The organism is Bradyrhizobium sp. WSM2793 (genome assembly GCF_000379585.1).
Taxonomy (GTDB): Bacteria; Pseudomonadota; Alphaproteobacteria; order Rhizobiales; family Xanthobacteraceae; genus Bradyrhizobium.
Window position 1 is genome coordinate 433430 of the sequence record NZ_KB902768.1, and the last position, 12437, is coordinate 445866.

General features: G+C 65.4%; 11 protein-coding genes. All 11 read left to right on the forward strand.

What is annotated here, in order from left to right; genetic code table 11:
• The first annotated feature begins 62 nt into the window (after nt 1-62).
• The 11 genes from A3AS_RS0101925 (at nt 63) to A3AS_RS0101975 (ending at nt 12369) form a co-directional block, all read left to right on the forward strand.
• Nucleotides 63-872, forward strand: a complete 810-nt coding sequence (locus A3AS_RS0101925) for a CbbQ/NirQ/NorQ/GpvN family protein (protein ID WP_018315918.1) — start codon at nt 63-65, stop codon at nt 870-872.
• Between the two features lie 10 nt (nt 873-882).
• The gene (locus A3AS_RS0101930) at nt 883-2799 is read left to right on the forward strand and encodes a nitric oxide reductase activation protein NorD (RefSeq protein WP_018315919.1); all 1917 of its coding nucleotides are present in this window, start codon (nt 883-885) and stop codon (nt 2797-2799) included.
• Between the two features lie 71 nt (nt 2800-2870).
• A complete protein-coding gene (locus A3AS_RS0101935; protein WP_018315920.1) occupies nt 2871-3533 on the forward strand; it encodes an HAD family hydrolase in 663 nt (220 codons plus the stop codon).
• 7 nt (nt 3534-3540) lie between these two features.
• Nucleotides 3541-4491, forward strand: coding sequence for a sugar-binding transcriptional regulator (locus A3AS_RS0101940; protein WP_018315921.1), 951 nt, complete (start codon nt 3541-3543; stop codon nt 4489-4491).
• A gap of 327 nt (nt 4492-4818) precedes the next feature.
• Complete coding sequence (locus A3AS_RS0101945; protein ID WP_018315922.1) at nt 4819-6132, forward strand: sugar ABC transporter substrate-binding protein; 1314 nt, start codon at nt 4819-4821, stop codon at nt 6130-6132.
• An 85-nt stretch (nt 6133-6217) separates the two neighbouring features.
• On the forward strand, nt 6218-7090 hold the full coding sequence (locus A3AS_RS0101950; protein WP_026201575.1) for a carbohydrate ABC transporter permease: 873 nt from the start codon (nt 6218-6220) through the stop codon (nt 7088-7090).
• A 3-nt stretch (nt 7091-7093) separates the two neighbouring features.
• The gene (locus A3AS_RS0101955; RefSeq protein ID WP_018315924.1) at nt 7094-7924 is read left to right on the forward strand and encodes a carbohydrate ABC transporter permease; all 831 of its coding nucleotides are present in this window, start codon (nt 7094-7096) and stop codon (nt 7922-7924) included.
• Nucleotides 7925-7939: 15 nt separating this feature from the next.
• Nucleotides 7940-8947: an ABC transporter ATP-binding protein gene (locus A3AS_RS0101960; protein WP_018315925.1), complete on the forward strand. Its 1008-nt coding sequence runs from the start codon at nt 7940-7942 to the stop codon at nt 8945-8947.
• Between the two features lie 20 nt (nt 8948-8967).
• Entirely contained in the window at nt 8968-9741 is a 774-nt protein-coding gene (locus A3AS_RS0101965; RefSeq protein ID WP_018315926.1) for an SDR family NAD(P)-dependent oxidoreductase, read from the forward strand.
• 40 nt (nt 9742-9781) lie between these two features.
• Nucleotides 9782-11428, forward strand: a complete 1647-nt coding sequence (locus A3AS_RS0101970; RefSeq protein ID WP_018315927.1) for an FGGY-family carbohydrate kinase — start codon at nt 9782-9784, stop codon at nt 11426-11428.
• A 5-nt stretch (nt 11429-11433) separates the two neighbouring features.
• Nucleotides 11434-12369, forward strand: a complete 936-nt coding sequence (locus A3AS_RS0101975; RefSeq protein WP_026201576.1) for a carbohydrate kinase — start codon at nt 11434-11436, stop codon at nt 12367-12369.
• Nucleotides 12370-12437: the final 68 nt, after the last annotated feature.

Sequence of the window (12437 nt, forward strand, 5' to 3'; positions counted from 1 at the left end):
AGAGAAAGGGCGGCCGCGGTTCGCCGCGGCCGCCTGCTTCCTGGAGAATCCGGAGAGACATCATGAAAGCTGCCCTTCACACGGTAACCTCGGCCCCCGAGCTGCCGGCCTATGTTCCATCCGGAAACGAATGCGAGCTTTTCGAACATGCCTGGCGGCGTCGTCTGCCGGTTTTGCTCAAGGGGCCGACCGGCTGCGGCAAGACCCGCTTCGTCGCGCATATGGCGGCGCGGCTGGGCCTGCCGCTTCACACCGTCGCCTGTCATGACGACCTCACTGCCGCCGATCTCACCGGCCGCTATTTGCTCAGGGGCGGCGACACCGTGTGGACCGATGGTCCGTTGACGCGCGCCGTGCGCGAGGGCGGCATCTGCTATCTCGACGAGGTCGTGGAGGCCCGCAAGGACGTCACCGTGGTGCTGCATCCTCTGACCGACGACCGCCGTATCCTGCCGCTGGAGCGGACTGGCGAGGAGCTGGTGGCGCCGAACAGCTTCATGCTCGTGGTCTCTTACAATCCCGGCTATCAGACGCTGCTGAAGGCGCTGAAGCCATCGACGCGCCAGCGCTTCATCGCCATCGAATTCGGCTTCCTGCCGCCCGAGCAGGAGATCGCCGTCGTGTCCGCCGAAAGCGGACTGTCGCCGGAGCGCGTGCGGCCGCTGGTGGGGCTGGCTGGTCGGCTGCGCGCGCTGAAGGGCCACGACCTGGAGGAGGGCGTCTCGACCCGGCTCGTGGTCTATTGCGCGACCCTGATTGCCGCGGGCACGCCGATTGCCGATGCCGTGCTGGCCGGCATGATCGAGCCGCTGACCGACGATTCCGACGTGAAGGCGGCGCTGCTGGACGTCTCACGCGCTGTCATCGGGTGAGGCCGCGCCCATGCTCGACTTCCTCGAACTGGAGGAGACGGTCGGCCGCGCCTGGCACAGGATAGTCGGCGGCACCGCGAGCTATCCGGTTCATGATGATCACGCCGTGGCACTGACCGAGGTGCGAGGCCGGCTCGCGGTGATGTTCCGCGCGCTTGGCGGCGAGACCGGGGTGCAGATTGCAAGCGCGGGCGCGCGAAAATCAGGGCACCGTCTCGGCTGGCGGCAGCGCATCGGCCTCGGTGACGAGCGCCTCGAGCAGCCGGGCCGTGACGCGGCGACCATCTTCCTGCCCGATCGGATCTCGATCTTTCCCGACCGCGCCTTGAACGCGGCGCTCTATCGCTGGCTTGCGGCATGGTTCGCAGCTGCACCGATCGAGACGATCACGGAAGCCGATCCGCTGCGGCGGGATCTTCTGGTGTTGCGCCGGGCAAGTGAGACGGCGGTCTGGGTGCTCACGCAATTCCCCGGGCTCGTCGCCGATTATGCCCAGCTCGCGGCAGCAACCGCCGAGGCCCGGCCTCGTCGCCCCCTGCCGCGCATCGAGCAGGAAGTCGAGCAGATCGTCTTGGCCTTGCTCGGCGTCGGCAAGGCGCCTGCGGGCAGACTATGGCCGGCGATGATGGGAACGGGCCCGCTGCCGGACAAGGCGCCGCCAGGCTATCATTCGATCCTGCCGTGCCCACTCTGGGGGGATTGCTGGACGCGTGAGCTCTCGCCCGCGCATGCAGGCGAGGACGAATGTGCCCCGGGCGCCGAGCCCGAGGCCCAGGACAATCGCAAGCGCTTTGCCGTCCGCGAGCGCGAGGACAGTGCCAACCGCCGCGATCCCTTCGTGCTCAACCGCTTCGAGAAGATCCTCGCGATGGCCGAGATGGTCAATGTCGACCGTCCGGCCGACGACAGTGAAGACGAGGATGCGCAGAAAGCGGCCGACGATCTCGAGGAGATCACGCTCAGCCGCCGCATCGGCAAGCCGGCGAGCCGGTTCAAGTTCGATCTCGATCTGCCGCCGGAGGCCCTCGATGCGTCGCGGCTGAGTGCGGACCTTACCTATCCCGAATGGGATTACCGCAGCGGATCCTATCTGCCCGATCATTGCCGCGTGCTGGCCGGTGCGGCCTCCGAGCAGGGTGAGAGCTGGACGCCTGACGACGCCATGCGCCGGCACATCCGCCAGGTGCGCCGCCGCTTCGAGGTGTTGCGGCCGCGTCACGAATTGATGCGCGCCCAGCTCGACGGACACGATCTCGACCTCGACGCGCTGGTGCGCGCGCGCTGCGACCTCCGCGCCGGCAGCAGCAGCGGTCTCGATCGCATCCACGTGGCGATGCGCCCGCAAGGGCACGATCTCGCCGTCACGCTGCTCGTCGACGTCTCGCTGTCCACGGACGCCTGGGTCGATGGCTACCGCGTGCTCGACGTCGAGAAGGAGGCGCTGCTGGCGCTCGCCCATGGGATTTCGGCCTGCGGCGATCACCACAGCATCCTCACCTTCACTTCACGTCGGCGGTCCTGGGTGAGGCTCGAGACGGTCAAGGCCTTTGGTGAGCCGATGAGCGGGACGGTCGAGCGCCGCATCGGCGCGCTGAAGCCGGGCTATTACACGCGGATCGGCGCGGCGGTGCGCCACGCCGCAGCCGAGCTCGCCCGCCAGCCGCAGCGCAAGAAGCTGCTGCTCGTCCTCACCGACGGCAAGCCGAACGACGTCGACCATTACGAGGGCCGCTTCGCGCTCGAAGACACCCGCAAGTCGGTGCAAGAGGCGCGCCGGCTCGGCATCGCCGCCTTCGGCGTAACGGTGGACGCAACCGCGCAATCCTATTTCCCGACCCTGTTCGGGCGCGGCGGCTATGCCATCGTCGGCAACATCAAGCGGTTGCCCGCGGCGCTGCCGGCGATCTACCGGCAGGTCGCGCACTAACAGGGGGAAGGCCGGCGACGCTTCCCCCTCGAACTATTGCTCATCAGCTGGGTATATGATCGAATGGCCGGATGGACGACTTCCGGTCAAAACCCGACCTGATCATCTTCGACTGCGACGGCGTACTCGTCGACAGCGAGCTTTTGAGCTGCCAGTGTCTGTCCGAGGTGCTGGCCGAATTCGGCATTGCGCTCACCCAGACGCAGGCGCTCGAGCTTTTTCTCGGGCGCAGCACCAAGGCGATCGAGCAGCATTATCGTGATCTCGGGCAGATCGTGCCGGATGGCTTTCTGCCGCGCCTGAAGTCGCATGTGCTGGCGACGTTCGCGGGCTCACTCCGGCCGATCCCCGGCGTTGCCGCCATCATGTCCGACCTGCGAATGCCGTTTTGCGTGGCGTCGTCGAGCGACATCGACCGCGTCTCGCTCTCTCTCGACGTCACGAACTTGCGGGCGCATGTCGGCGAGCGGATCTATACCGCGCAAATGGTCAGGAATGGCAAGCCGGCGCCCGATCTGTTTCTCCTTGCGGCCGAGAAGATGGGCGCGCAACCTGTGCGTACCCTGGTGATCGAGGACAGCGTCAGCGGCGTGCAGGCGGGCAAGGCGGCCGGCATGACGGTCTGGGGATTTGTCGGCGGCAACCATTATCGCGGTCGCGACGGCCGGGCTATATTGTCCGAGGCGGGGGCCGACCGGGTCTTTGCGCGCATGAGCGATTTCTGGGAGGCGTGAGGCCCGCATGGCCGCCGAGAACGACAAATCCCGACTCGACGACGCCGCGCGCGCCGGCTGGCTGTATTTCATCGCCGGTCACACCCAGGACGAGATCGCAAGGATGCTCCAGGTCTCGCGTGCCTCGGCGCAGCGGCTGGTCTCGTTGTGCCTAGCCGAGCGTCTCATCACCTTCCGGCTCGAACACCCCATCGCCGCCTGCATGGAACTTGCGGCGCGCCTGAAGGAGCGTTTCGATCTCGCTCACTGCGAGGTGGTGCCGGCCGATCCGGCGGCGCCGCAGGCTACTTCCGGCATCGCCGAACGCTGCGCCAATCTGCTCGATGCGACGCTGCGTTCGGAGACGCCGGTGATCGTCGCGCTCGGCACCGGCCGTGCAGTGCGCGCCGCAGTCGAGCGTGTCACGCCGATCGACCGGCCCAATCACCAGATCGTCTCACTGGTCGGCAACATCTCCGCCGATGGTTCGGCGAGCTTCTATGACACCGTCGGCCGGCTCGCCGACCGCACCGGTGCGCGGCACTATCCGATGCCGCTGCCGTTCCTGATGTCGTCGGAGGACGAGCGCAACAAAATGGTCCGCATCGAGCCGATCGCCAAGGTGAAGGCGGTCGCGGCCAAGGCGGACTTGCGCCTCGTCGGCATCGGCCAGATGGACCAGAAGGCGCAGGTGCATGTCGACGGTTTCGTCACCCGTGACGAATTGTTCGAGATGATGCGGCTGGGTGCCATCGGCGAGATCACCGGCTGGGCCTATGATTCCAAGGGCCGCCTGCTCAAGGCCGGCACCAACAAGCGCCTCACCAGCATCCCGCCCGAAGTGCCGGCGAAGACCACGACGATTGCCGCCGCGGTCGGTGTGGCCAAGGTGCCGGCCATCGCGGCGGCATTGAATGGGCGGCTGATCAGCGGCCTGATCACCGACGAGACGACCGCGCAGGCGATTTTGGAGCGGTAGGGCGAACTGGCGCGGCTGCGGGACTCGGCTCCCTCTCCAGCTTGCGGGAGAGGGGTGGGGAGAGGGTCTTTCCGCTGGGAAGACTCCCCAAGAGGTGAAAGCCCTCACCCGTATCGCATCTTCGATGCGATCCCACCTCTCCCGCAAGCGGGAGAGGTGGAGCAAGCCGCGCCATCCTCGTCCATTCGCTCGCAACCACTCCCGCACCGCAGCACTCATAAGTTGCGCAAACGGCTCTGCGCCTGCTTGACAATCCTCCTCCCTTGCGTTGAACATACGCCCAACGCGTGGGCATATGCTCAAAACGCGAGTTTGAGGGAGGTCACCGTGAAACATGTCTTGGGCGCCGTCTGTGGCGCGTCTGTTCTGTTGCTGGCCGTCCCCGCGATGGCCGAAACGACCCTGACGATCGCCACCGTCAACAATGGCGACATGATCCGCATGCAGGGGCTGACGGCTGAATTCACCAAGAAGTACCCCGATATCACCGTGAAATGGGTGACGTTGGAGGAGAACGTGCTGCGCCAGCGCGTCACCACCGACATCGCCACCAAGGGCGGTCAGTTCGACGTCCTCACCATCGGCACCTATGAGGTGCCGATCTGGGCCAAGAAGGGCTGGCTGGTGCCGCTCGCCAATCTCGGCGGCGATTACGACGTCGCCGACCTCCTGCCCAAGATCAAGGATGCGGTTTCCGTCGACGGCAAGCTCTATGCCGCGCCGTTCTACGGCGAAAGCTCGATGGTGATGTATCGCACCGATCTGTTCGAGAAGGCCGGCCTGAAGATGCCGGAAAAGCCGACCTGGGATTTCGTGATCGACGCCGCCAAGAAGCTGACCGACAAGAGCGCCGGCACCTACGGCATCTGCCTGCGCGGCAAGGCCGGCTGGGGCGAGAACATGGCGTTCCTCTCGGCCATGGCCAATTCCTACGGTGCGCGCTGGTTCGATGAGAAGTGGGAACCGCAGTTCAACACGCCGGAATGGAAGACGACGCTCACGACCTATGTCAATCTGATGAAGGAAGCCGGCCCTCCCGGCGCGAGTTCCAACGGCTTCAACGAGAACCTGGCGCTGTTCAACGCCGGCAAATGCGCGATGTGGATCGACGCCACGGTGGCGGCGTCCTTCGTCACCAATCCGAAGGATTCCAAGGTCGCCGACAAGGTCGGTTTCGCGCTCGCGCCCAACACCGGGCTCGGCAAGAACGCCAACTGGCTGTGGGCCTGGAATCTTGCGATCCCCGCCGGCTCCAAGAAGATGGAAGCCGCCGAGAAGTTCATCGCCTGGGCGACGAGCAAGGACTACACCAAGCTCGTGGCATCGAAGGAGGGCTGGGCCAACGTGCCGCCGGGCACGCGCACCTCGCTTTACAAGAACGATGAATATCTGAAGGTCGCACCCTTCGCAAAACTGACGCTAGCCTCGATCGATGCGGCCGATCCGAACAAGCCGACGGTGAAGCCGGTGCCTTATGTCGGCGTGCAATACGCTGCGATCCCCGAATTCCAGGGCATCGGCACCCAGGTCGGCCAGCAATTCTCCGCCGCGCTTGCGGGCTCGATGACCGTCGATGCCGCGCTCACCGCGGCGCAATCGGCAACCGAGCGCGAGATGAAGCGCGCCGGCTACATCAAGTGAACCCGAGCTCTTCCTCCTGAGCTCAGACTAGCGGCCATCCAGCGTCATGGATGGCCGCCTTCTTCCCGCCAGCGGAGAAGCGTTGATGGCAACCCGGCAGACGCAGACCCTTGCGCGCTCGCTCCTGACGCCGGCCGTCGGGCTGCTGTTCATCTGGATGATCGTCCCGCTGGCGCTGACGATCTATTTCTCGACGCTGCATTACAGCCTGCTCGATCCCGGCTCGGAATCATTCATCGGGCTGGAGAACTTCCGCTACTTCCTCACCGATCCCGCCTTCCTGGCTTCGCTCCAGAACACGCTGGTGCTGGTCGGCTCGGTACTGGCGCTGACGATCCTGCTCGGGATTCCGCTGGCGCTGCTGATGGACCAGCCGGTGATTGGACGCAATTTCGTGCGGCTGATGGTGATCGCACCGTTCTTCGTGATGCCGACGGTGAGCGCGCTGGTCTGGAAGAACTTGCTGATGCATCCGGTGTCCGGCCTGTTCGCCTGGCTCGCCTCGCTGTTTCATCTGACGCCGATCGACTGGTTCAACGACGTGCCGCTGTTTGCCGTCATCCTGATCGTGACGTGGCAGTGGCTGCCCTTCGCGACGCTGATCCTGCTCACCGCGCTGCAATCGCTCGACGAGGAGCAGAAGGAGGCCGCCGAGATGGACGGCGCCAGCGCCGTCTCGACCTTCATCTACATCACGCTGCCGCACTTGGCGCGGCCCATCACCGTGGTGATCCTGATCGAGACGATCTTCCTGCTCACGGTCTTTGCGGAAATTTATGTCACCACGGGCGGTGGCCCGGGCCTGCAAACCACCAACATCGCCTTCCTGATCTATGCGCAGGCGCTGATCCAGTTCGACGTCGGCAGCGCCTCCGCGGGCGGCCTCGTTGCTGTCGTGATCGCCAACGTCGTCGCCTTCTTCCTCGTCCGCATCGTCGGCCGCAATCTGGAGGCTTGAAGCATGGCTCGGATGGCGACGACGCGGCGGGTGGTGATATCGACAATCGGGGCGTGGTTCTTCGGCTTCCTGATCTTCTTCCCGATCCTCTGGATGGTGCTGGCGAGCTTCAAGACCGAGCTGGAGGCCTTCGCCATCCCGCCATCCTTCCTGTTCTTCCACTGGACCACCGAAAACTATGCGACCGTGCAGGAGCGCAGCGACTATTTCCACCACGCCATGAACTCGGTCATCATCGCAGGCGGCTCGACGCTGATTGCGCTTCTGATCGCGATCCCCGCCGCCTGGTCGATGGCGTTCTCGCCGACCAAGCGCACCAAGGACATCCTGCTCTGGATGCTCTCGACCAAGATGATGCCGCCGGTCGGCGTGCTGGTGCCGATCTACCTGATCTACAAGACCTTCGGCCTGCTCGATTCCCGCATTGGCCTCGTCTTCATCCTGTGTCTCGGAAACTTGCCGATCGTGATCTGGATGCTGTTCACCTATTTCAAGGAGATCCCGCGCGACATCCTTGAAGCCGCGCGCATGGACGGCGCCACCATCGGCCGCGAACTCGTCTATGTCTTGACGCCGATGGCGATCCCGGGCCTGGCCTCGACCATGCTGCTCAATTTGATCCTGGCCTGGAACGAGGCGTTCTGGACGCTCAATCTGTCGACGTCGAACGCTGCGCCGCTCACCACGTTCATCGCCTCCTATTCGAGCCCGGAAGGGCTGTTCTGGGCAAAGCTGTCGGCGGCCTCGACGCTGGCGATCGCGCCCATTCTCGTCCTCGGTTGGTTCAGCCAGAAGCAGCTCGTGCGCGGGCTCACCTTCGGCGCGGTGAAGTAGAAGGGCTGCCGGATCATGGGTCAGATCACACTTCAGGGCGTGCAGAAATCCTTCGGCCCGGTGCACATCATCAAGGGCGCCGACCTCGACATCGCCGACGGCTCCTTCGTGGTGTTCGTGGGCCCCTCCGGCTGCGGCAAGACCACGCTCCTGCGGCTTATCGCCGGGCTCGAAGACGTCTCTGGCGGCAAGATCCTGATCGACGGCAAGAACGTCGTCGATACGCCGCCCGCCAAGCGCGGGCTCTCAATGGTGTTCCAGTCCTACGCGCTCTATCCGCATATGAGCGTGCGCGGCAATATCGGCTTCGGCCTGAAGATGGCGGGCCTCGCCAAGGACGAGATCAACCGCAAGGTCGAGGCGGCCGCCGCGACGCTGAACCTCACGCCCTATCTCGACCGCAAGCCGCGCGAGCTTTCCGGCGGCCAGCGCCAGCGCGTCGCGATCGGCCGCGCCATCGTGCGCGAGCCCAAGGCCTTCCTGTTCGACGAGCCGCTCTCCAACCTCGATGCGGCGCTGCGCGTGCAGATGCGCATCGAGGTGACGCGGCTGCAGAAGCAGCTCGGCACCACCGCGATCTACGTGACACACGACCAGGTCGAAGCCATGACCATGGCCGACAAGATCGTCGTGCTCAACGGCGGCAAGATCGAGCAATATGGCTCGCCGCTGGAGCTTTACGAGCGGCCGGCCAATCTCTTCGTCGCCGGTTTCATAGGTTCGCCCAAGATGAATTTCGTCACCGGCGAGCTCGCCCTGCAACGTGGTGCGGCCACCATCGGCGTCCGGCCGGAGCACCTCAAGATTGACCGCGATGGCACCGGAGGCTGGCAGGGGACCATCGCGGTGGCCGAGCATCTTGGCAGCGACACCTTCCTTTACGTCGATGCCGGTCCGCTCGGCATGCTGACCGCACGCTACATCGGCGAGCTGAGCCTGCATGCCGGCGACCGCGTGTCGCTGGTGCCGGACCCCGCGCGCATCCATCGCTTCGACGACGGCGGTAACGCGCTTCGGAACTAACAAGAAACGGGAAGACCACCATGTACCTGGAAAAATTCAAGCTGAACGGCAAGACCGCGTTCATCACTGGCGGCGGGCAGGGCATCGGCCTTGGCTGCGCGGAAGCGCTGGCCGAAGCCGGCGCCAGGGTCATCATCGGCGACCGCGACAGCAAGGTCGCCGACAGCGCCAAGGCCAGCCTGAAGGCGAAGGGCTTTGACGTGGAGACCGCGATCATGGACGTGACCGACACCAAGCGCGTGGCGGAGGTCGCGAACGACCTCGTCGCCCGCCACGGCAAGGTCGACATCCTCGTCAACAATGCCGGCATCGCCCGCAGCGAAACCCCGGCGGAGACCGTTACCGACGAGCACTGGCTCAACGTCATCGACGTCAATCTCAACGGCACCTTCTGGTGCTGCCGCGAATTCGGCAAGCACATGCTCAAGGCCGGGAGCGGCGCCATCGTCAATGTCGGCTCGATGTCCGGCTTCATCGTCAACAAGCCGCAGGAGCAGTGCTTCTACAATGCCTCCAAGGCGGGGGTGCATCATTTGACCAAATCGCTGGCCGCCGAATGGGGCGCGCGCGGTATCCGCGTCAATGCGGTGGCGCCGACCTATATCGAGACCCCGCTCAATGCCTTCGTGAAGAGCAACGCCAAGATGTATGACGCCTGGATCGGCGGAACCCCGATGGCACGGATGGGGCAGGTCGAGGAGATCGCCTCGGTCGTGTTGTTCCTGAGCTCCGAAGCGGCGAGCCTGATGACCGGCAGCATCGTGCTGGTGGATGGCGGCTATACTTGCTGGTAGGTTCACCGTCAAAGCTGACGGAAAGCGACCGGGAGCGACAATGCCGCGAGTGTATATCGGCGTCGACGTGGGGACCACGAGCACGCGGGCCGGAGTGTTTGACGAGGCCGGCACGCTTTTGGCCACCGCCCGGCATCCGATCCGCATCTGGCACGAGGCCGGCGATATCGTCGAGCAGTCGTCCCAGGACATCTGGGAGGCCTGCGCGACATCGGTGCGGGCCGCGATGGCGGAAGCCGCCATCGCGCCCGACAGTGTCGGTGGCATCGGTTTCGACGCGACGTGTTCGCTAGTTGTCCTCGACCGGCAGGGCGAGCCGCTCACGGTCAGCGCATCCGGCGACAAGCAACGCAATGTCATCGTCTGGATGGATCATCGCGCCACGGCCGAGGCGCGGCTGATCAACGAGACCGAGGACGCCGTGCTGCGCTATGTCGGCGGCTCGATCTCGCCCGAGATGGAGATGCCGAAGCTATTATGGCTGAAGCGGCACCTGCGCGCGAGCTTCGACGCCGCCGGACACTTCTTCGACCTCGCGGATTATCTGACCTGGCGCGCGACGGGATCGCTCCAGCGCTCGACCTGCACCGTCACCTGCAAATGGAACTATCTCGCCCATGACGGCGGCGGCTGGAGCGCGCAATTCTTCAAGCGCATTGGCCTGTCCGACTTCGTCAATGAGAAATACGCCCGCATCGGCACCGAGATCGTCGCCCCCGGCACGCGGCTCGGCGCGGGGCTCACCGCCACGGCCGCTGCCGAGCTCGGCTTGTCGCCGGGCATACCGGTCGGCGCTTCGCTGATCGATGCGCATGCCGGTGGCATCGGCGCGATCGGCGGCCGCGACGGATCGGGCGGGGCGAGCGATGTCAGCGACCGGCTTGCCTACATCATGGGAACGTCGGCCTGCATCATGGCGACGACGACCGAGCCGTGCTTCGTCCCCGGCGTGTGGGGGCCTTATTACTCCGGCATGGTTCCTGATTTCTGGCTCAACGAGGGCGGCCAGTCAGCCGCGGGCGCGGCAATCGACCATCTCCTCAAATCGCATCCCGGCCATACCGAGGCGAGCGCGGCGGCGCGCAGCGAGGGTCTCGACCTCATCGACTTCCTCGAGCGCCGCATTATCGCGCGCGCAGGCAGCGCCAGCCGTGCCGCGCTGCTCGCCCGCGACATCCATGTTCTCCCCGAGTTCATCGGCAACCGCTCGCCCTACGCCGACCCTGATACGCGCGCGGTGATCGCGGGCCTCGATCTCGACACCGACATCGCCGCGATGGAGCGGCTGTTCGTCGCCGGCCTGTGCGGACTCGCTTATGGGCTCGCCGAGGTGATCGAGGCGTTTGCCGCGCATGGCGTTTGCTCCAGCATCATCATCATGGGGGGCGGTGCGAGCCGCAGCCCGTTGGTGCGGCAGATCATGGCGGATACGACGGGCCTCACCGTCGCGCTGCCGCAGACCAGGGAGCCGGTGCTGCTGGGGGCTGCGATGCTGGGGGCGGTGGCCGGCGGCGCCTATGCCTCGATCGGCGAGACCATGGCAAAAATGTCGGCGCTGGGACGGAAGAGCGAGCCGACCGCGCCCGACATGGCCGCGTTTCACGCCCGCAAGCGCGAGGTCTATAAGCTCCTGCGCGACGTCGATCGCGGCAGCCGCGCGGCGATGGCCGACATCGCGAGAGGTTGAAGGACATGCTGATTGCCTGCGGCGATGCGCTGATCGATTTCGTGCCGACGGGAAATGCGCAAGGACGCGAGGCGGTGATGCCGGCGGTCGGCGGCTCCTGTCTCAACGTCGCCATCGGCATGGCCCGGCTGGGCGCACCCACTGGATTCGTCGGCGGCATCTCGACCGATTTGTTCGGGCGGATGATTGCAGATCATGCGGCGGCCTCCAACGTCGACCTCAATCTCGCCACCCGCAGTGATCACCAGACCACGCTCGCTTTCGTGCGCATCTTCGCGGGCGAATCGCATTATGCCTTCTACGACGCCGGAACCGCGACGCGGAACTGGACCTACCGGCGCGGGACGATTCCGTTCGCGCATGTGGACGCCGTTCATGTCGGCTCGACCACACTCGTCAACGACCAGGGCGCGGCCGAGACGACAGCGCTGATCGCGGACGCGCGGGCGTCGTCGACGATCTCGTTCGATCCGAACTGTCGGCCCAATCTGGTCAAGGACAAGCCGGCTTACCTGGCGCGCATGGCCGAGTTCACTGGCTGTGCCGATCTCATCAAGATGTCCGACGTCGACTTCGCCTATCTCTTCGGCGACGAGCCTTACGAGCAGCGGGCGAAGGCGCTGCTCGGGCAGGGCACGCGCCTCGTCGTCATCACCCGCGGCAACAACGGCGCGATCGCATGGCACGCGGGGGCAGGGCAGATCGAGGTCGCCGCGCCCAAAGTCGAAGTCGCCGACACGATCGGCGCGGGCGACAGTTTTCAGGCGGCGCTGCTCTTTGCCCTGCACAAGCAGGGGCGCATTGCCCGGCAAGCATTGAAGGACATAAGCGCCGTCGAGCTCCGCCTGGCCCTGTCCTTTGCCGCCAATTGCGCCGGCCTGACCTGCACCCGCCCGGGCGCCGATCCGCCCTGGAGCCATGAGATCAATTGGAGCTGGTAGCCCGTTTTTCCCTTCTCCCCTTGTGGGAGAAGGTGGCGCGAAGCGCCGGATGAGGGGTATGCACCCAC

What these genes read in the sequence shown, in the direction of transcription:
- A3AS_RS0101925 (WP_018315918.1), top strand. Translation starts at nt 63, where the DNA reads ATGAAAGCTGCCCTTCACACGGTAACCTCGGCCCCCGAGCTGCCGGCC.
- A3AS_RS0101930 (WP_018315919.1), top strand. Translation starts at nt 883, where the DNA reads ATGCTCGACTTCCTCGAACTGGAGGAGACGGTCGGCCGCGCCTGGCAC.
- A3AS_RS0101935 (WP_018315920.1), top strand. Translation starts at nt 2,871, where the DNA reads ATGGACGACTTCCGGTCAAAACCCGACCTGATCATCTTCGACTGCGAC.
- A3AS_RS0101940 (WP_018315921.1), top strand. Translation starts at nt 3,541, where the DNA reads ATGGCCGCCGAGAACGACAAATCCCGACTCGACGACGCCGCGCGCGCC.
- A3AS_RS0101950 (WP_026201575.1), top strand. Translation starts at nt 6,218, where the DNA reads ATGGCAACCCGGCAGACGCAGACCCTTGCGCGCTCGCTCCTGACGCCG.
- A3AS_RS0101955 (WP_018315924.1), top strand. Translation starts at nt 7,094, where the DNA reads ATGGCTCGGATGGCGACGACGCGGCGGGTGGTGATATCGACAATCGGG.
- A3AS_RS0101960 (WP_018315925.1), top strand. Translation starts at nt 7,940, where the DNA reads ATGGGTCAGATCACACTTCAGGGCGTGCAGAAATCCTTCGGCCCGGTG.
- A3AS_RS0101965 (WP_018315926.1), top strand. Translation starts at nt 8,968, where the DNA reads ATGTACCTGGAAAAATTCAAGCTGAACGGCAAGACCGCGTTCATCACT.
- A3AS_RS0101970 (WP_018315927.1), top strand. Translation starts at nt 9,782, where the DNA reads ATGCCGCGAGTGTATATCGGCGTCGACGTGGGGACCACGAGCACGCGG.
- A3AS_RS0101975 (WP_026201576.1), top strand. Translation starts at nt 11,434, where the DNA reads ATGCTGATTGCCTGCGGCGATGCGCTGATCGATTTCGTGCCGACGGGA.